Annotated in this window: 17 protein-coding genes; 6 read left to right on the top strand and 11 right to left on the bottom strand. The window is 27.7% G+C overall.

The window, feature by feature from the left end; translation table 11 throughout:
• The 3 genes from AC2TY9_RS11995 to ccsA all read right to left on the bottom strand — a co-directional run bounded on the left by AC2TY9_RS11995 (window position 1) and on the right by ccsA (window position 6,550).
• Complete coding sequence (locus tag AC2TY9_RS11995; RefSeq protein WP_489777732.1) at window positions 1-2,835, bottom strand: transporter substrate-binding domain-containing protein; 2,835 nt, start codon at window positions 2,833-2,835, stop codon at window positions 1-3.
• Window positions 2,836-2,899: 64 nt separating this feature from the next.
• On the bottom strand, window positions 2,900-3,637 hold the full coding sequence (locus AC2TY9_RS11990; RefSeq protein ID WP_489777731.1) for a response regulator transcription factor: 738 nt from the start codon (window positions 3,635-3,637) through the stop codon (window positions 2,900-2,902).
• A 105-nt stretch (window positions 3,638-3,742) separates the two neighbouring features.
• Complete coding sequence (gene ccsA / locus AC2TY9_RS11985) at window positions 3,743-6,550, bottom strand: cytochrome c biogenesis protein CcsA (RefSeq protein ID WP_489777730.1); 2,808 nt, start codon at window positions 6,548-6,550, stop codon at window positions 3,743-3,745.
• A 136-nt stretch (window positions 6,551-6,686) separates the two neighbouring features.
• Between ccsA and cmoB the strand changes: the two genes are divergently transcribed.
• On the top strand, window positions 6,687-7,601 hold the full coding sequence (cmoB, locus tag AC2TY9_RS11980; RefSeq protein ID WP_489777729.1) for a tRNA 5-methoxyuridine(34)/uridine 5-oxyacetic acid(34) synthase CmoB: 915 nt from the start codon (window positions 6,687-6,689) through the stop codon (window positions 7,599-7,601).
• 1 nt (window position 7,602) lies between these two features.
• Here the strand turns inward: cmoB and AC2TY9_RS11975 are convergent, their stop codons facing one another.
• The 3 genes from AC2TY9_RS11975 to AC2TY9_RS11965 are packed head-to-tail and all read right to left on the bottom strand — an operon-like array spanning window position 7,603 to window position 10,056.
• The gene (locus AC2TY9_RS11975) at window positions 7,603-8,577 is read right to left on the bottom strand and encodes a GGDEF domain-containing protein (RefSeq protein WP_489777728.1); all 975 of its coding nucleotides are present in this window, start codon (window positions 8,575-8,577) and stop codon (window positions 7,603-7,605) included.
• Between the two features lie 8 nt (window positions 8,578-8,585).
• Window positions 8,586-9,455 carry a GGDEF domain-containing protein gene (locus AC2TY9_RS11970; protein WP_489777727.1) on the bottom strand — a complete coding sequence of 290 codons (870 nt, stop codon included), beginning with the start codon at window positions 9,453-9,455 and terminating at the stop codon, window positions 8,586-8,588.
• 7 nt (window positions 9,456-9,462) lie between these two features.
• Window positions 9,463-10,056, bottom strand: coding sequence for an MBL fold metallo-hydrolase (locus AC2TY9_RS11965; protein WP_489777726.1), 594 nt, complete (start codon window positions 10,054-10,056; stop codon window positions 9,463-9,465).
• 70 nt (window positions 10,057-10,126) lie between these two features.
• Between AC2TY9_RS11965 and AC2TY9_RS11960 the strand changes: the two genes are divergently transcribed.
• The gene (locus AC2TY9_RS11960; protein ID WP_489777725.1) at window positions 10,127-10,945 is read left to right on the top strand and encodes a ferritin-like domain-containing protein; all 819 of its coding nucleotides are present in this window, start codon (window positions 10,127-10,129) and stop codon (window positions 10,943-10,945) included.
• Window positions 10,946-10,990: 45 nt separating this feature from the next.
• On the opposite strand, the gene trpB is transcribed toward AC2TY9_RS11960, so the two are convergent.
• Both trpB and dnaJ read right to left on the bottom strand, forming a co-directional pair.
• The gene (trpB, locus tag AC2TY9_RS11955; protein ID WP_489777724.1) at window positions 10,991-12,211 is read right to left on the bottom strand and encodes a tryptophan synthase subunit beta; all 1,221 of its coding nucleotides are present in this window, start codon (window positions 12,209-12,211) and stop codon (window positions 10,991-10,993) included.
• 92 nt (window positions 12,212-12,303) lie between these two features.
• Complete coding sequence (gene dnaJ / locus AC2TY9_RS11950; RefSeq protein WP_489777723.1) at window positions 12,304-13,434, bottom strand: molecular chaperone DnaJ; 1,131 nt, start codon at window positions 13,432-13,434, stop codon at window positions 12,304-12,306.
• Window positions 13,435-13,508: 74 nt separating this feature from the next.
• Here dnaJ and recR point away from each other — a divergent pair, with 74 nt between their 5' ends.
• From recR to AC2TY9_RS11935, 3 genes are all read left to right on the top strand, one after another.
• The gene (recR, locus tag AC2TY9_RS11945) at window positions 13,509-14,081 is read left to right on the top strand and encodes a recombination mediator RecR (RefSeq protein ID WP_489777722.1); all 573 of its coding nucleotides are present in this window, start codon (window positions 13,509-13,511) and stop codon (window positions 14,079-14,081) included.
• A gap of 167 nt (window positions 14,082-14,248) precedes the next feature.
• Window positions 14,249-15,760 (top strand): PAS domain-containing sensor histidine kinase, encoded by a 1,512-nt coding sequence (locus tag AC2TY9_RS11940; RefSeq protein WP_489777721.1) that lies wholly within the window; start codon window positions 14,249-14,251, stop codon window positions 15,758-15,760.
• Between the two features lie 63 nt (window positions 15,761-15,823).
• Window positions 15,824-16,747: a dUTP diphosphatase gene (locus tag AC2TY9_RS11935; RefSeq protein WP_489777720.1), complete on the top strand. Its 924-nt coding sequence runs from the start codon at window positions 15,824-15,826 to the stop codon at window positions 16,745-16,747.
• Between the two features lie 67 nt (window positions 16,748-16,814).
• Here AC2TY9_RS11935 and AC2TY9_RS11930 read toward each other — a convergent pair whose 3' ends face one another.
• The gene (locus AC2TY9_RS11930) at window positions 16,815-17,978 is read right to left on the bottom strand and encodes a TsoY family (seleno)protein (RefSeq protein WP_489777719.1); all 1,164 of its coding nucleotides are present in this window, start codon (window positions 17,976-17,978) and stop codon (window positions 16,815-16,817) included.
• A gap of 137 nt (window positions 17,979-18,115) precedes the next feature.
• Here AC2TY9_RS11930 and AC2TY9_RS11925 point away from each other — a divergent pair, with 137 nt between their 5' ends.
• The gene (locus AC2TY9_RS11925) at window positions 18,116-18,955 is read left to right on the top strand and encodes a GGDEF domain-containing protein (protein ID WP_489777718.1); all 840 of its coding nucleotides are present in this window, start codon (window positions 18,116-18,118) and stop codon (window positions 18,953-18,955) included.
• Between the two features lie 27 nt (window positions 18,956-18,982).
• Here the strand turns inward: AC2TY9_RS11925 and AC2TY9_RS11920 are convergent, their stop codons facing one another.
• Window positions 18,983-19,258 (bottom strand): c-type cytochrome, encoded by a 276-nt coding sequence (locus AC2TY9_RS11920; RefSeq protein WP_489777717.1) that lies wholly within the window; start codon window positions 19,256-19,258, stop codon window positions 18,983-18,985.
• Window positions 19,259-19,375: 117 nt separating this feature from the next.
• Window positions 19,376-20,953 carry an AMP-binding protein gene (locus AC2TY9_RS11915; protein ID WP_489777716.1) on the bottom strand — a complete coding sequence of 526 codons (1,578 nt, stop codon included), beginning with the start codon at window positions 20,951-20,953 and terminating at the stop codon, window positions 19,376-19,378.
• Window positions 20,954-20,964 lie beyond the last annotated feature (11 nt).

The raw sequence follows: 20,964 nt of genomic DNA, 5'->3' as shown, positions 1-20,964 counted from the left end.
TTATAACCTTTTATCTAGTGGTAGTTCAATTTGAAAATTTGCACCATCTTTTGCATTTGATACTAAAAGCCTTCCATTACAATGTTCATTTATTATAATTTTACTCATATAAAGTCCAAGACCAGTTCCATCTTTTTTTGTTTTTGTGGAGAAATATGGATCAAAAATCTTTTCTTTAACTGATTTATTAATCCCTCCAGCATTGTCAATAATTTCAATAATTGCCATTGTATTGTCTTTTTTATGGGTTAAGACTGTGATTTGTTTATCTTTTATATTATCATTTTCATTTAATGCATCTTCTGCGTTTTTTAATATATTTAAAATAACTTGTTGTAATTCAGAAGGGTATGAATATATCTCTATGGTTTCATCTAAGTGTTTTTCTAATTTTATTCCATTTGAATCAAGGGCAGTATTAATTAGATATAAAGATTTATTAATAACTTGATTTAGTTTAAAACAAACCTTCTCTTTATCAGTTTTAAAGAAGTTCCTAAAATCATCAATTGTAGATGAAAGATGTTGAGAATATTCAGTAATAAGCTTTAGTTCATTATCGAAATATTTCTTATCGATATTATCATTTAGCATCATTTTTAAAATTAGATTATTTGTTGTTGCGGAAATGGCTGATAGAGGTTGTCTCCATTGATGGGCAATCATTGAAATCATTTCACCCATTTGAGCTAATCTACTTTGTTGAACTAATCTTTGAGTATTTATCTCATTCTTTTTTATCTCTTCATTAACTTTTTTTTCTAGGTTTGAATTTAAGTCTTCAAGCTTTTGTTCAAGGTTTTTTCTACTAGTAATATCTCTAAGTACCGTATGTAAAAAAAGATTGTTTTCAATCTCAATTGAAGTAAATACAATCTCTACCCAAATATTTGACTGTGTAGCATCTGTTAAAACTAATTCAAAACTTACAACACCGTCATTTAATGCTTCATCCATATATTTTTTTATGGTTTTTTTTGAGATTTGAGAATCAGGCTGAATAATGGGAGCCAAATTCTCAAGGGTATTGTTGATTATCTCAGATTTATCAATTTTAAAAATCTTTAAAGTAGCTTCATTGCAACTTGTAATAATCCCATCCTTAATTAAAATAACTCCATCCGCTGATTTTGTATAAAGAGTTTCAAAAAGAAGTTTTTGCTTTTCTAATTGTTTTGTTTTTTTCTCAATTTCTTCATTTGCCAAGGTAAGGTTTTTATTTAATTTATCTAATACATAGTGTCTGTATGAAAAGATTAGAATTAAGAAAAAAAGTGTAGATACAATCTCCCAAAAATATTCATAATCAACAATAGATTTATAACTTATAGATGAAGCTGTCCATTTACTAAATATCTCTCTTCTTTCTATTTGTGAGATATTATTTATAGATTTATTTAAAATAGACAATAAAGGTTCATTATCTTTTGAAATAGCCATATGAACAGTAAAAGGCATATTTGTATATCTTGAAATATATAGATTTTTAAGTGCATAGTTAGAGATATAATATGAGGCAATTGGTAGAGGTTCTAAAGCAAAATAAGCATTCCCTTTACTAACTGCTTCTAAAGATTCTTTATTAGTACTGGTTTCAATTACATTTAAATCAGGATGTGATGATTTTAAAACTTGAATTATTTTAGAATCTTTTCTTTTAGCAATAGTTTTATCTAAAATATCTTCTAAACTTGCTGCAACAGGTTTATTCTTTTGAGTTATAATTGCTAGTTTATAGCTTAAAAAAGGTTTTGTCACAGTTGCAAAATCAATTAATTCTTCACTTTTTGTAACTGTAGGGATAAAATCACACTTCCCCTCTTTTAAAAAACTTTTAGCTTCTTCCCATGAATTAGTTTTAACAGGTAGAAATTTCATATTGGTTTTACTAGCAATATTATTTAGTATATCCACTGAGATTCCCTGGAATTTGCTATTTTCAAAGAATTCAATAGGTTTTAAATCTGTAATATTACACATTTTAAAAATTTTTCTTGAATTGATATATTTAATTTCACTGTCATTTAAAAAGTTTGATGACTTTGTACTGATTGTATCTTTTACCCCAAACCATTTTCTTTTTAAGGCTAAAATCTCTTCATCACTAACACTTTTTTGGGCTTTTTCAATAATATCTCTTAATATAGCTTTATTTTTTGATGTACCAATTCTAATTAAACTAACCATTCTATTATCATCAACATAGTTTGTAGGAACAACACCAGAGATATTGTTTAAGGTGATAACATAATCAATTACATTTTTTTTGCCAATTGTTGCATCAGCATTACCTAAAGAAAGAATCTTTAAACATTCTAATGTATCCTTTACTAAAATTTGTTTTATTTTGGGATAATACTTTGCAATAGCTTTTTGTGCAAAAAACCCTTTAGGCATAACTAAAGTTTTACCCTCTAGTTTTTCAAGACTATCTAAATATTCAGTTCCTCTTTTAACATATATAGCATTTGCGGCTGTATGAAAAATTGATGTAAAGGCTATTGTTTTTGCTCTTTGTTTATTTTTTGAGATATTAATTATTGCATCTAATTTATCTTTTTGCAACATGGTCATAAACTCATCCCATGAAGGCCCAGTGATATACTCAATATCAATATTTAGTTTTTTAGCTAAAAGATTCATATAATCAACTGAAAAACCTTTTGGTTCACCATTTTCATTGAAATTATAGGGAGGCCAATTAAGTTCGTTGTGTAATCTTATAGGTGAATTGTTTTTTAAAAAATCTTTTTCTTCAGAAGTTAAATTTATCTCTTGTGAAAATAAAAAGTTATTAATTAATATAAATATAAAGATGAGTTTTAAAAATTTCATAGTTCACTTTTAGTTTTATTTTAACAATTATAACAAAAAATAGTCTCCTAACTGTCTCATTGAACTATAAAATTTTTTTATATTTTAACTTATAACCATGTCCATAAATTGATTCAAATAATTCATAATCAAGTTTTTGTTTTAACCTTGACATTAAATTTCTGACTCTTTTAGAGCTAGTGGAATATTCATCAAAAATATAGTTTTCTATCTCATCATATGTTTTTAATGAACCTTTAGTTGATATAAATAAGGTAAATAGTTTGATTTCAGATTTTGTTAACTTTATCTCTTCCTCATCTTTAAATAATAAAGAATCTTCAATGTTCCATAAAAAATCATTTTCAAGATTAATGATATGATTATTTATTGTTTTTAGTTTGTTCTTCTCAATTATTTTAGATAAAGAGTTGGATATCTGGTCTATTGAATATGGTTTTAATATATAACCATCAATTCCAGCATCGATTGTTTGTAGAAAATATTCAGTATTGCTGTGAGCAGAAAAAATTAAAATAGGTATCTCTTTATCAACTTCTCTAATTTGATTAATCATAGTTATACCATCTTTTACAGGCATCTCAATATCAGTAATAATTAAATCAAAAGAAGAAGATTCAAACTTGTTTTTTGATTTAAATAAATTAAGACCTTCATTCCCATTAGTAGCAACCACAATATTATTAAAAAATATATCAAGCATTTTTAATGTCTGATTTCTAACATCATTGTTGTCTTCTATATAAAGGGTATTTAGACTTTTTGTGATATCAATTATTTTTTTTAAATTATCATGATTCATATTAATCCTCTTTATTTATAAAATTATACTAAAAAAAAGTTAAATTATCTGGAAGATTATTATATTTTTTGAAAAAGAAGATAACTAGGTCAAGAGACCTAGTTATTATTTTGTTGTATTTAAGTTATCTTTTAAATCTTGGTTTTTATATGCAAGGGCAATTGTAAGGAATACACCAGCCGTAACATAATATACCCACATTGGAATAGGTACTGGATCTCCAGTTGCATATGAGTGTAGTCCAGAAAGATAGAAGTTAACACCAAAATAAGTCATAAGAATACTACTGAATGCTAATAGCGAAGCTACAGCAAAAATAAACGGAGTACTTAATGGTTTAACAAATCTCAGGTGAACTACTAATGCATAAATTACAATTGAAACGTATGCCCATGTCTCTTTTGGGTCCCATCCCCAATATCTACCCCAAGATTCATTTGCCCAAACACCACCTAAAAAGTTACCTATAGTAATGGCACTTAATCCAATAATTAATGCAATCTCATTAATTGCTGTGATGTGTTTGATTGTTTCATCTAAGTGAGGTCTACCTTTTCTAAAGATAAATAGAACTAAGGCTAAGAAACCTAAAATTGCACCAAGTCCAAAGAAACCATATGAAGCAGTTAAAATAGAAACATGAATTGTTAACCAATATGATTTAAGAACAGGAACTAAATTTGTAATTTGTGGGTCAATAGTTGTTAAGTGAGCAGTGAACATAAAAATTGCTGCAACAATTACACCAGCACTTAGAGCAAGTAAAGACTTTCTAAAGAAAACTACCGCTGCAAAGACTGCTGACCATGAAATATATAATAATGATTCATATGTATCTGACCAAGGAGCATGTCCTGAAATAATCCATCTAAATCCCATACCAAATGTATGAACTGCAAATAAAAGTCCTAAAATGATAAAGAAAAATAAAGTTGTTTTTTTAGGTTTGATTTTTGGATTAAATACTACAACAAAAGCAGCAATTAAGATAATAAATCCTAGAAAAAGATAAGCTAGTGTTAATTTAGGGAAAATGTTTAATTTATTAAACATAATTTCATTATTGATTTTACTTTGTTTTGGCATTACTTCAGAACCAACTTGTGATTGGTAATCAATTATCATACTAATAAACTTATTAGATAATTCAAAGTTTTCAGAACCAACAGAATTAATAAAACCTCTTATTAAAGATTCAATTGCTTTTTGATTATCACCTTTAAATGTTCTAATTGCATCAAGAGGAGAGTACCATGTATTATTATCATTTGAACCTACTTGAGGGAACATTTTAAATAATGTACCATTAAAAACCATGTATGCAATATTTAGTTTTTCATCTAATTTAATGATATCTTTTTCAAAAGTTCCCCTTTGGTTTGGAGATAACATTGCAGCTTTTTGAGCATGCTCTGTTAGTATATATTTACCATCTTTGAATACTTGAGAAAAAGAGATATACTTTTGATTAGAATCAATTCCTAAAATCTTTTTTAGTTTTGGTGTTTTGATTTTAATCATAGCAACATTTCTCCAAACTTCAGGTCTTGATAACATACCTAAAACAATTTGGTCTGAATCCATACCAAATAAAGAGCTTTTCCCAGAAAGTTTGTTTAAGATTTCATGGTTTAATGTATTAAGTGGTTTCATTCTTCCACCATTACTTTGTACTACAATTCTTGAAAATTTCTCAGCTGTTACTTTAGATTTATTTTTAAAACTATCTAAATACGTTGCAACATCATTTTGGGGAGTTTTAATTTCCAAGCCATGGGTATTTGTTTCTTCTGCCATAAGATTTTGAGAAGAAAAAGTGAAGAATAGTGCAGTAAGAATTGCAGCTACATTTTTACTACTTACATATTTAGTTAATTTCCAGAATCTTGATTTTTTATCAAAAAGATTTAAAACTAATCCTAGTGTTAATAAAAAGTATCCTAAATATGTAGGCCACTTTCCTGGGTCATTGTTTACTGACAAAATTGTTCCTTGTTCATCTTGGTCATAAGAACTTTGGAAAAATAAAAAGTTTCCTTCATGTAAAGTTCTATTCATAAATATTCTATAATCATAAGACTTGCCATCTTTATTAACTGTAACTTCTGATGCGTAAGAAGAGGGTGCCATACTTCCAGGATATCTATCAAGTTGGAAGTCTCTAAGTTTGATTGAGAATGGTAGCTCAAGAGTTTTTGAACCATATTCTAAAGCAATAACTGTGTCTTTAAAACCTTCAATTTTCTCAACACCTGTTTGACCTCTTTTACCTGGTAATCTTACTGTTCTTGTTTCACCATCTAAAGTAACATTAACAATTAAAATACCCATTTCAGATCGGCCTTTTTTACTTACAATATAATCTACATATTCTATATTTAGATTCTTGTTATCAAATTTAATATCATGACTAAACTTATTAGCTAGTTGTCCTAATGTTGCTACAACTCCAACTGTTTCACCAGCTTCCATACCTTTTCTTAAGCTTGAAGCAGCAAATTCATGTTGATATTCTTTGTAATAACTTTTATCTTTTTGTTTGATTTTTACTTGTAGGTAAGGTTCTAATGAAATCATTCTATTCTCAGTTTGACCCTCTCTAATATGAACAATCCCTTCATATCCAACATATCTAGTAACAGCTGCACCTATTAAAATAACTACAAATGATGCGTGGAAAATAAATCTTGGTGTATGTTTCCACATTTTAAATTTAAAAATAATACCTATTAAATTTACTGTGATTAAAACTAAAGCAGTTTCGTACCAAATATTGTTATATACAAGTACTCTGGCTGTAGAAGTACCATAATCATTCTCAATGAATGTTGCGATACCCGCTCCTAAAGCGAGTATTGCGAATAAAATCAGTGTTGTCTTAAAGGAAAATAAGACATTTGTCAACGGTTTCAATTGTTGTCCTTTGTGTGTAATTAGTACATAAATTATACAGTTGCAACATGGACTTAACGTGTAGAGTTCTACACAAATGTAAAACAAAACTATAAAACTTAAGTGATTTAAATATTTACTTTACTATAATTCCCAAATGGATTTAGATATATTAAAAAAGAAAAAAGATGAATGTAGAAAATGGAAAAATGTAGAACCTTGGTATAACCAGCTTCTAAAAATTTCTGATTTAGAGATTAAAACACCAAAAATTGATTATGGTGATTGGTTTACAGTTGGGAAAAGGGAAAATCTAACAGATAGTGAGTTTGCTCTACTTGAAGAGACTGCTAAAAAATTTATCCCTTGGCGAAAAGGACCTTTTAATCTATTTGGTTTAGAAATAGACAGTGAATGGCAAAGCAACATTAAATATAATCTTATAAGACCACATTTTAATTTAAAAGATAAAGTTGTTGCAGATATTGGGTGTAATAATGGTTATTATATGTTTAGAATGCTTGAAGATAAACCTAAAAGATTAATTGGTTTTGATCCCGCACCTCTAACTTTACATCAATTTGAATTTGTAAACCATTTTGTAAAATCAGATATTATTTATGAGATGTTGGGAGTTGAACATTTAGAATATTATAATCATAAGTTTGATTTTATTTTTATGCTTGGTGTTTTATATCATAGACCAGATCCAGTTGGTACATTAAAATCTCTTGCAAGGGGTTTAAATTCTAAAGGTGAAATTTTAATTGATACTTTTATGATAGATGGAGAAGAGGAGATTTGTTTAACACCTAATAAAAGGTATTCAAAAATTCCTAATATCTATTTTATACCAACTATTTCTGCTTTGACAAATTGGCTTAGTCGTGCTGGTTTTGAGAATATAGAAGTTATTGCTACAACTACAACAACAAGTGAAGAACAAAGAAAAACTTCATGGTCTTTTGATCAAAGTTTAGAAGACTTTTTAGATCCAAATGATAGAACTAAAACAGTTGAAGGATACCCAGCTCCAAAAAGAGTTTATATGAAAGCTAGAAAGATACAATAATTTAGAATAAATCTATTGTATCTTCAGGGCCTAAATCTTTATAATTAAAATACTGACTTCTTCCTTTATTTTTTGCTTCATAAAGTGCAATATCAGCATTTTTTATTGTTTTATCAATGGTGTCATCAATTTCATCTCTTTTGAATACATCAACACCTACACAAACAGTTTTTTGTAAAACTTGCCCATTATCATGAACTGGTACTTTTACTTTACTAAAATCTTCTATAATATTTTTACCAATTTTTTCAATATCATGTTCATTGTTAGTACTTAACATAGATATTAAAAACTCATCACCTGCAAGTCTTGCTACCATATCAAATTCAGAGATATTAGTATGTATAATTTTTGCTAATTCAACTAAAACTTGATCTCCTATATCATGGTCAAATTCATCTATAATAGCTTTGAAATGATCAACTCCTACCATGATAAAATAGATTTGATTATAATCTTTTTTTGATAATTGAATTTGTTTGTTCAGATTTTCAATTAGATAATGTCTATTATAAACCTTTGTAACAGAATCTAAAGATAAAGTTTCTATAAAGTTTTTCTTGATTATTCCATTTTGTAATATAGGAGAAGTCTGAAATAATGCAGCCTCTATAACCTTGTACTGTTCTGAAAGAACTTCATGGTGAACCTTTGAGGTAGCACTAAATGATACAATCGCATTTAAATTTGTGTGAGTGTTTATTATAAAGAAGAAAGATAATTCATCATCTAAATAAAATTCATCACCTTCAATAAATACATTTTCTTTATTATTTCTTTCTATATCAAATAGTGAAAAAGTTACATTATCTACATTAAAATTTGTATGTAACCAAAGATATATATCCTCTGCCATTTGCTTTATATTTGAAGAATATTGAAGTTGATCATACAAATTGTAGATTTTTTCAAGAGCTTCATATGAGTCTTTATTATTTGCTGCATCTTTAATTAGTTCTAAAATATTATTTCTCATTTTCTTCCTTAAAATAACTCAATTGAATTATCGTTTTTCTTGAATTTGTAAAATTGACCTCTACCTAAGTTCTTTGCTTCATATAAAGCAATGTCTGTAGACCTTAGAATATCGCTGATTCTTTCTGCATCATCGGGGCAAATCAAAATACCTGTACATATTGTTTTCATTAAAGATTGTTTTGTATCTTCATTGATTATAACCTTTGCTTCCTTAAAATTATTTATTAACTTTTTAGCAATCATTATAGCATTATTTTCATTATGTATATTATGTAGTATAACTAAAAATTCATCAGAATCAAACCTTGCTACTAAATCTGACTCCCTAACACTATTTTTTAATATGCTAGAAAGTTCTTTTATAACTTCATCTCCAATTTCATAATCAAACTCATCTACTACAGCTTTGAAATGATCAATTCCAATTTTTAAAAAGGCTAACTTTTTGTCTTCTCTATTTACAAGGGGTAATATTGTTCTTAAATACTCATAAACATAATTTCTATTATATAGGCTAGTTAAAGGATCTTTCATAATAGTTTCTTCAAGCTTTTGCTCTAAAAACTTTGCATAAATAGTTTGGGATAAAATACTAAAGATTTTTTTCAAATCATCATCATATTTATTCTTTGATATATAATTGATTATTAAATCATCATCTTTATTTATTTTTACACTAGTACAATTATTTTCTTTTTCTTCAACTATATTTGTAAAGATGATTTTATCTTTTATCGTAATTGAAAATTTTTCTATTAAAAATAAATCTTTTAATGCAATAGAAATATGATTGATTATTTCATCAAAACTATTAATACAGATTAAATCTTCATTTAATTTAATAAATGATTTTAAATTTTTATCTAAACTATTCATATTACTCCTATAAATAGTTTTTCCAGTTTTCTAAAGAATCTCTTTCTGCATTTAATGTTGTAGAAGATCCATGACCTGGGAAGACTCTAATATTTCTATCCCACTTTAAAACTTTATCAATACTTTCTTTCATACTTTGAGGATTTGAAAAAGGAAAATCTGTTCTACCAATAGAGTTTTGAAAGATAAAATCTCCAGAAAATAGATTATTATCAATCTCAATTGCAGAACATCCTGGAGTATGACCTGGAAAATGATGAAACTTTACCTTAACTCCATCAAAGTCAAACTCTTCATCTGGTTCAACTAATACATCTGCACTAGATGGTGTCATTCCAAAACCATAAGGATCTTTTTGTAACATAAAATTGTCATCTTTAGGTGTGTAGATTTTTAAACCTAACTCTTCGCTAACTTGCTTGTTAGACCACACATGATCAAAATGTCCATGTGTATTTAAAATCGCAACTGGATTTGTAACATTAGCCTTTACCCAATTAGTTGCTCCTACACCTGGATCTATAATAAAATCTTTATTATCAACATTAATTATGTAACAATTAGTTTGGTAATCCCCCATAGGCTGTATTTTAATTCCCATATTATTCCCTATAAATTTTAACTTTCATTTTGTTATTATAGTATATATTATTAAGGCTGTAAGGAAGTTTATGAATTATTATGAATCATTAGAAAAAGTGATATTGACAAATAATCCTAAGGATAAGATTGATCTTTTTGAGCAGTTTTATAAGAATTTTAAAGAAAAAAAATTATATTTTGAAAATACACATGAACCATATGCCTTAATTAAACCCTCATATAATGATATTTTAAAAATAGTTTTACCTAAAGAAGTTAAAAAAACTAAATATGTAAACACTAAAGAGGGAAAGATAATCTTACTTCATACAGTCGCACATATAGAGTATTCTGCTATTGATATGGCTTTAGATGCGGCATTAAGATTTAAAAATATGCCAATGAAGTATTATGAAGACTGGTTAGAAGTTGCCCAAGATGAAATAAGACATTTTTTAATGTTAGAAAAGTTATTAATTGAACTTGATTCATATTTTGGTGATTTAGAGGTTCATACAAATTTATTTGAAGCTCTCAAAAAAACTCCAGATATTCTTTCACGGATGGCAGTTGTACCAAGATATCTTGAGGCAAATGGATTAGAACAAAATCCAAAAATTATGGAAAAATTAAAATCTAATCCCGATGAGTTTAACGGTAAAATAATTGATGCTTTGGAGATAATTTTAGAAGAAGAGGTTGATCATGTATCAAAAGGGGATAAATGGTTTAAATATCTTTGCAAAAAAGAGAACTATGAAGTGGAAAAAAAATATTTTGAAATACTAGAAAATATTTATCCAGGTTCAACAACAAAAAAATATGAACTAAACATTGAAGCTAGAAAAAAAGCAGGTTTCTCTTGCGATGAGTTAAAATTCTTATCTAAAAAAGAGGATTGTAATTAATGATATAAAAGAGAACATCTCTTTTATATCTTATAGATTTTTGTTTTAAAACTTTGCGTTTGGAATAGGGTGGGTCTCAACTACAAAATCTATATCTTTATCTCCACGACCAGAAAGGTTTATTAAAATAGTTTTATTTTTTGGAAGTTTTTTTGCTAATTTCATCGCAAATCCAACTGCGTGTGCTGATTCAAGTGCAGGAATAATCCCTTCAAGTTGTGATAATTTATAAAAGGCATCTACAGCTTCTTTGTCATCACATAAACCAACTTTTGTTCTGCCTATATCTTTTAAGTGGGCATGTTCAGGACCAACTGAAGGGTAATCAATTCCAGAACCAATTGAGTATACAGGTGCTGGCTCACCATTCTCATCTTTTAACATTATAGAATTAAATCCATGCATTACACCCTCTTCACCATAAGTTAATGTAGCTGCATGATCTCCAAGGTTTTCACCTCTTCCCATTGGTTCAACACCATATAAATCTACACATTCTTCATCAATAAAAGCTGAAAATATCCCCATAGCATTTGAACCCCCACCAACGCAAGCAACTATATTATCTGGCATTGCACCATTCTCATGTTCTGCAAATTGCTCTTTTGATTCAATTCCAACTATGCTTTGAAAATCTCTAACCATCATAGGAAATGGGTGTGGACCAACAACTGAACCAATACAGTAAATTGCTGTATCAGCTTGTTTTACATAAGATTCAAAAGCAGAATCAACAGCTTCTTTTAAAGTTTTAAGACCATGAGTTGCCGGGATGACTTTTGCACCTAGGATTTTCATTCTTACAACATTTGGATGCTCTTTTGCTATATCAACTTCACCCATGTGTATCTCACACTCTAAACCAAAATAAGCGGCAGCTGTTGCAAGGGCAACTCCATGTTGTCCAGCACCAGTTTCAGCAATAACTTTTTTAAAGCCCATATGCTTAGCTAATATAACTTCTGCCATACAATGGTTTAGTTTATGTGCACCAGAATGGTTTAAATCTTCTCTTTTTAAATAGATTTTTGCTCCACCACAAAATTCGCTTAGATTTTTTGCATAAGATATTGGAGTTGGTCTTCCTTGATAGTGTTTTCTAACATATTTAAGATCTTCAATAAATTTTGGATCATTTTTTAATTCATTGTATGTTTGTGTGATTTTTGCAAAAGGTTCTTCTAGCATTGGAGGGATAAAAGACCCTCCAAATTTACCAAAAAAACCTTTTTCATCAGGGTTATTCTCTAGATAGTTTGATGACATATAATTTCCTTTTTTTGCTCTTTTTAAATGAAAAGAACTTTTTATAAGGTGAATTATAGAAAATTATTTTTTAAATGTTACTTTTTTAGTTACTACTTGAACCAATTCTTAACTTTATCAAACATTGATTCAAAACTACTTTCGTGTGGTTTACTCTCTACCCCAAAGCTCTCTTGTAGTTTTTCTAATAGTTCTGTTTGTTCACTATTTAATGATTTTGGATAATTGATTTTAACTTGTACAATTAAATCTCCTTTACCATAACCTTGGACAGATTTAACACCTTCTCCATGAAATTTGAATTGTTCTTTATCTCTTGTTCCAGCAGGAATTTTTAAATCAAGTTCTCCTCTTAATCCTGGAATCTTAATTTCAGCTCCAAGTGCAACTTGTGTAAAGAAGATAGGTACTTCAAGATAGATATCATCATCATGTCTAACAAAATGTGAATCCTCTTTTACTCTAATTTGTAAGTATAAATCTCCCCTTGAACCATCTGGAGCTATGTTACCTTTATTTGATACTCTGATTCTATTTCCATCATTTACACCTTCTGGAATATTTACTTCAAAAGTATCTTTTATCTCATCATACCCCAGTCCATTACATGAATTACATTTATCACCAACTGATTGACCCGATCCGTTACAGTGTGGACAAGTTTGAGCGAAAGTCATAAACCCTTGTCTCATATGGATTTGACCTTGACCTTGACAGTGTGAACATGTGCTTAGTTTTCCATCTTTTGCACCAGTTCCACTACAATCTTTACAGGCGTCTTTATAGTTATACTTAACCTCTTTTTGACAACCAAATACAGCTTCATTGAATTCAACTACTAATTCAACGGCAATATCTAAATTATAGTTATAAGTTTTTCTTTCTCTTCTTCTTGAGCTTCCACCAAAGCCTCCAAAACCAGATCCACCAAACATCTCTTCAAAGATTGAACTGATATCTTCAAATCCACCAGAGAAACCACCACCTTGACCATGTCCTTCTAAACCAGCTTTACCATATCTGTCGTAAATTTGCTTTTTCTCATCGTCACTTAAAACTTGATAAGCTTCATTTACAGCTTTGAATTTTTCTTCGGCTTCATGATCATCAGGATTTTTATCGGGATGATACTTCATTGCCATTTTTCTATATGCTTTTTTTATGGTGCTTTTATCCGCATCTTTAGTAACTTCTAATAATTCATAATAATCTATTTCAGTCAATTACTAACTCCTTATTTAATTTTAAATTTCGCGATTTTATCTAAAAATCTATTAATGTTTGATATAATACGCGAATGAAAAAAGGTTTAGAGAAATTTTATGATTTAGTTGATGCTTTTGAGTCTTTACCAACAATTGGCAAAAAATCAGCAATTAGATTAGCTTATCATATTGTTATGAATGATTCTTATACGGGTGTTAAAATAGCCCATTCTATTGAAAATGCCCTTAAAAATATACAAAGATGTGTCAAATGTGGCTCTATGAGTGAACATGAGATTTGTGAAGTATGTTTGGATGATAGAAGACAAAAAAACTTAATGTGTATTGTTCAAAGTGCAAAAGATATTTTTATTATTGAAGAGTCAAAACAATTTGATGGTTTATATTTTGTTATCGAAGATTTAGACCCTGACTCTGTAGATAGACTTTTATCTTTTGTGTCGCAAAATGGTGTTAATGAAATACTTTTTGCTATTACTCCATCTTTGTCAAATGATGCATTTATTTTATTTATTGAGGATAAATTACAAGATTTAAATATAAAATTCAATAAAATTGCCCAAGGTGTTCCAACTGGTGTAAGCCTAGAAAATGTAGATATTTTATCTCTATCAAAAGCAATTCAAAGTAAAGTTAATATTTAGATGAACAAAATATATTGCCAAAAATGTATATACTATTATGTAACTTGGGATCAAAAAAAGCCCCATGGATGTAATGCTTATGGTTTCAAATCCCAAACAATTCCATCTGTTGTAGTCAAAAGAAGTAGTGGATTGGACTGTTCTTTTTTTAAGTTAAAGAACAATAAATGAATCTAGTTGAAACAAAAAAACATATAGAAATTTTTGAAAATAATATTATTACAATTATTAGATATTGGATAGGAAATGAAGAGGTTTTAAATCTACTTAGAAGATATGAAATTGATATAAAGTTTTTTGTAAAAGAGTTTGCTTTAGGAATTATTAGATATTTTCTTAATATTTTTAAAAATACTACCTTTATTGGAGATTGTCCAGTAATTGATAAATTAGTAGTATATTTAAAAAATGAAGCTACAACATCAAAAGATCTTTTTATTTTATGTAATGGTTTAAAAAACTCTTTTGAAAGAACAAGTTTCGAACTTGATATTGCAAATAAGCAGTTATTTGAAGAATTCAATTATGTATATACTAAAAATTTTACTTCAATTTTAGATAAATATAATAACTCATTTACTCAGATAAAAAGAAAGCTTGATAAAACAAGTGATATTATAGATAGATATGTAATTACCTCAAGGATATCATCAAAAGGTAAGATATTATATGCTTCAGAAGCCTTTTCTAATATTTCTGGTTTTTCTAAAGAGGATTTAGTTGGTAAATATAATAACATACTAAAACATATTGATATGCCCAAAAAATTCTTTAAGGAGTTTTATAATCTAATAAAACAGAAAAGTAGTTTTTCTGGTGAAATTAAATGTTTGAAAAAAAATGGCAGCTTCTATTGGGTTGACGTTTTAATATCTCCACACTATGATAGTAATAATGAGTTTATGTATTTTGATTTACTTTCACACAATATTACTTCAAGAAAAAAACTTAATGAGCAAAAGAAAATGTTGGTTGAACAATCAAAACTTGCTGTAATGGGAGAAATGATCTCAATGATTGCACATCAATGGAGACAACCTTTACAAGCTGTATCAATAATGTCTCAAAAAATATTGATAAATAAAAGCCTTGAGGGTGAAGTTAGTGAAGAGTTCTTAGAAGAAACAATAACGAATATAAACACTCAGTTAGATTATATGAGTAAAACTATTGATGATTTTAGAGATTTCTTTTTACCAAACAAAGTAAAAGAGAAAACAAGTATTGAGTTTATTATTAATAAGGCATTAGAGTTCGTTTCTTATTTAATAAAGAATGATTCAATAGATATAAGTATTGAAAAAAGTACTGATGCTCAAATAGAATTGTTTGTTAATGAGATAGTACAAGTTATTATAAATATTATAAAAAATGCTAGAGATGTTCTTAATGAAAGAGATATTGAAAATAAACAAATAAAAATAAGATATTTTCAAGAAGAAAATTTTTTAGTTATAGAGATTGAAGATAATGCTGGTGGAATAGACAGTAGTGTAATTGAAAAAATATTTGATCCATATTTTTCAACAAAAGATAATAAAAATGGTACAGGCCTTGGATTATATATGTCAAAAACAATAATAGAAAAACATAGTTCAGGTATTTTAAATGTTGAAAATACTGAAAATGGGGCGATGTTTATAATAAAACTACCAATAACTAATGGTAATAAAAGTTAATTGCGGAAATAAAGTAATTTTTTTGTAAAATAAGCTTTCGCATACGAAATTTAGGAGTGATAATTGTTATATAAAGAATTGAAAGAAAGTATTAGAACATTAGGTTTTTTAACAATAGAAGATTTTGTACATTATATTGGAGTGACTCCCTCAGATATACTTGAATGGGAAGAAAAAGATGAAATTCCTTATACTGTTTCACTTATTATTCATCTTTTAAAAGGGGATGTTGACTTACCAAATAATTCTGCACTTGACAATCTTATTGAAGAGTGTTTACCTTTAGCTGAATTATTAGAAGAAGCATCATCTTTTCCTCATAAATTAGAAGAGATGTTTTTATTGCAAAAACAATTGAATGATTCTACAAATGGTAAAAACTGGGAATTGGGTCAAAATAAATTTGGGAAAGAGATTAATTGGCTTAGATGTATTCATATGGAAGTTGCTGAGTTAATTGATTCAACACCATGGAAACACTGGAAGAATATTAATGCAGAACCTGATATGAACAATATTCATGTTGAACTTGTAGATATTTGGCACTTTTTAATGTCTTATATTTTACAAGAAACAAATGTACCAAAAGCTGTCTCTTTAGTAAATACTCATTGTATATATGAAGCTGTTGAAATAGAAGATATTGATGTAAAGTTGATGGTAAAAGAGGCTGAGAAATTATCATATATCTCTTTAGCTATTGAAACTGGAAATATGCCTTCATTTAGTGGAGTTGAAAGATTTATTGATCAATTCTTTAGATGTTGTAAAATATCTGGTTTATCTTTTATGTGGTTACAAAAACTATATATTGGTAAAAATTGTTTAAATAAATTTAGACAAGATCATGGATATAAAGAGGGTACTTATATAAAAGAATGGAATGGTGATGAAGATAATGTAGTTATGGTTTCTGTTTTAGAAGATATGGAAAATGTTAGCTTTGATGAACTATATGAAGCATTAAGTAAAAACTATCCTGGTTAATTGGATAATAATAAACTCTAAATTAAAGAAGTTAAGAAAAACTTTTCTTAACTTCTTAATCTTTTAATTAAAAATCAAATTTTCTTTTCAATACAAAAAATACTTCTATAGTTTTATATTGTGAATAAATAAATGGAATCATTAGAAGAAAATATGCAATTGAATACTTATCAATTACATTATTATAAGTTAGTCCAAAATTAATAAAGAACATACCAAATACCATAAATGCAACACCTGGACAAATCAATGCAAATGAGATTGATGATTTAGTATCATTACTATAAACATATTTTTCAAAGTAATTGTTTATCTTCATCACTTTATATCCTAATGCACCAAATAAAATCTGAATTGATAAAATTACTGAACTTAAGGTAAATAAAGATGATTTACTCATTTGTGAATCAAAGTTATGATCTAATCCAAATGAAACTCTTATCATCATAATTCCAAGAAGAGTTAAAATTGGAATTAAAATCCATAAAGATGGAGATGCTTCAACTGAGATACCTTGTTCAAACATATTTTTAAATCCCATAGTAATTTTAATAATTACAAGTAAAATTGCAACAGAACCAAAAAATAAAGCACCAAAAATACCAATAGCATTTACAACTAGATTATGACTCATTGCTCCAGGAGCTGCAAATCCAACAGAAACCATTGATAAAGAAAAGATTGATATCATTTGTGAAAGATTATTGTTTTTTGTAAAATCAAAATTACCATTTGTCAATATTCTAGAAAAATAGTTAAATAAAATTTTTAATGCATAATATCCACATGCCATAAAACCAATAATTGCAAAAGGAAACATATACTCAACTATACTCCATAATTTTGGTACAAAAACTGCACCTAAAACAAAACATACATTGATTGTCATTGCAAATGTTAAAGGAATCGTCATAAGAGTAATCTCTGAATTTGTTCCTATAAGATTTTTATATGATTCTGTTTCTTTATATTTTTTAAATTGTTTTGTATTCCAAATAAGTAATTTAAAATGTAAATAAGCAAAGACAATAATAAAAACCAGTGAAAATACTATAACAAATGATAACCAAGAACCCTTTAATAGCTCTGGATATATAAAATCAAATGTAGCTAATGGAACACCTTTGTGGGGAACTAAAAACATTAAATACATAAAAAATGATACAGATAAACCACCAGCTCCTAATGCAGCCAAAAAACACATTGGATTAAACTTTTCCCTATATTCCATATAAACCCTTTTATTATAAATTTTTCCGAATAATACACAAAGAATTATTAAAAAAACATAAGTAAAAATAATAAGTTTAGCTTATACTTGTGAAATGGGCAGAAAGATTTTTAAGAGCAATAAGGATAAAATTACGAATGTATAAAATTTCAGTAGATAAAGAACTCTTTAAAAATATAAAATTTAAAAAAACAAAAATATTAGAAAAAGCAACTTCTTTGTATTGGAAAAGAGAATTATTAGAACCAAGAATAGAAAATGACAAAATAAAATACACAATAAAACAACTTGATAAACTTAAGATTACCAATGGTCTAGGTGAAGATAAACCGCAACTAATTATTGAGTGTGACAAAGTTGATTACTCCTTTAAAAAAGATCTTTTTGAATTTCATCTTGGAACAATACTAGAACAAAAAAATACTGATATTCAAGAAGATTATAAAGATTCATTAATAGAACAGTTATTAAGAGAAAAAGCTACCCTTGAAGATAATATGAACAAAGACCATCTAACACAAGTTTATAATAGAAGAAAGATGCAAGCAGATTTAGATCTTTTTGTAAATCAAAATAATTCAGATCTTTTATGTGCTGTTTTTATAGATGCAGATAGATTTAAGGGTATTAATGATAATTTTGGTCATGATGCTGGGGATAGGGTTTTAATTTATCTAGCTAAAAAATTACAAAAATATGCAAGAGTTTTAAATGGTGAAGTTTATAGGTATGGGGGAGAAGAGTTTGTTATTTTATGTTTTATAAAAAAATCTGAGTTAATTTCAAAACTAAATGATTTAAGAACAGAAATAAAAGCTCAAAGGATATACCATAAGATAAGAGATATATCTGTTAGTGTTAGTATGGGAATCTCTTTTTATAGTGAGTGTAAGTCAAAAGATGAAATGATTATTAAAGCTGATAAAGGTGTTTATAAAGCAAAAAACAATGGAAGAGATAGAGTGGAGTTTGGTTAGTATTGTAGAGATCTCTCTCTACATTACCTACTTACCTATTTTTTCTGCAATTGCTTGAATATCAGCGTCAGAAAGACCTGCCACTTGTGGTTTCATAATTGCTTTCATTGGCCCACCATAAGTTCCATCTTTATATCCTTTTAACGAATCAATAATCTCTTGTTTTGTCATATCTTTCATTATTTTAGATTTTCCTAAAGCTACCTTTTCTCCATTTGCACCATGACATGCAACACATTTAGCATAAGGGTTTGCAAAAGCAGCTCCAGCTAAAATTGCAGTTAAAATTAAAATTTTCTTCATTGTCTTCTCCTTAAATTTTATTTTTAAAATAATAATTAAAAATTGTAGAATAAAAATGGAATTATGTCAATAAAAGAATAATTATTTTTTTAAAAAGTATAGTATTTTTATACTATACTATTTTAAAGTGTCTAATAATTCTGCTTTTAATTCCTCTTTATTAATCTTATTCTTATCACTTGGAATCAAAGGAAGTGATTTTTTATAAATTATTCTATTAGGTATCATATAAGATGCTAAATGGTTCTTAAGTTCAAATATAATCTCTTTTGGAGGGATTTCACTTCTAGAGCTATAAACCATAACAATCTCTTCTTCAATCTCATTATTTGGAATTGAGAAAATTGCACATTGTTCAATTTGTGGAAAATTCTTTTCAACAACTGACTCAACTTCAAAAGGACTTACTCTAAATCCTCTAGTTTTAATCATGTCATCTCTTCTACTTACAAAATAGAAATAGCCTTCTTCATCTTTATAAACATAATCACCAGTTGCAACAACAATCTCATCCCTTAAAGAACCTTCAAGGTTGATTACATTTTTTAAAATTTGGATTGATTTAAATCTTTGAGCTGTTTCAATTGGTGCATTCCAAAAACCTTTGTAAATATATCCACCTCTATGGATTAGTTCACCCACTTCTCTTGGTTTACATTCAAACCCTTCTTCGTTTATTACATACAACTCAACATCAGGAATAGCTTTCCCAATTGATTCAGGTCTTATATTTATTTGTGATGGCTCTAAATATGTAGATCTAAATGCTTCTGTTAAACCATGCATTGAATAAAAGTTTATATGTGGGAAATATCTTTGGATATCTTTTACCATTTTAGGTGTGACATTACCACCTGAAGAGGTGATAGTTTTTACATTTGCTAATAATTCAGGGCTTGGTATTCTGTGTTCATCTTCATCAAACATTGCATTTATAGTTACTGGCATCATAGCTACAACTGTTACTTTATCATTAATTAAATGGTTGAAAAAATCTCCTGGTAAAATAAATCTATGTAATGCTAATGTTGCTCTTTTGTAAAGTGAACAAAAAATTTGATTTAAACCATAATCTAGATTAAAAATTAAAATTCCAGAAAGAACATCATCCTCTTGTAAATCTAAATATGAAGAAACAACTCTTGCACTATCAATTAAGTTTCTATGCGATATTACAATACCTTTAGGTGTTCCTGTTAATCCAAAAGAGTAAGTGATAACTGCATTATCATGACCATTTACAGTTGTTTCGTATGGTTTTTTGTAGTATTTAAAAATCTCTTCAAAAGAGGGGATATCTTTATGGGCAGTTTCATATGAGATAATATGTCCATCAAAATTAATTGATTCAATAGATTCAAGTTTTAATTTATCAGTAATAATACATCTAATATCACAATCATTGATTATGTATTCTACTTGTTCACTTTTAAGTAACTTTGTAAGTGGTACAAGCACATAATTGGTAGATAATATAGCCAGTATTGCTATAACTTGGTCCATTCCCTTATTTGAATAGATACCAATTCTACTTCCTGCTGGTAAATCTAACTCTTTTAAATAAAAAGCAATTTGATTAACTTTTTTTAATAATTCTTCATAGCTAATAGATTTTTCATTATGTTTAATTGCTATTTTGTCACTATGAGTTAAAGCTGCATTCTCAATTAATGATCTTATACAATTTATTGACATTTGTTGCTCCT

Source organism: Arcobacter sp. ISO1, assembly GCF_058105185.1.
Note: the sequence above shows the minus strand (reverse complement) of the source record. Positions and strands in the feature narration are given on the sequence as shown.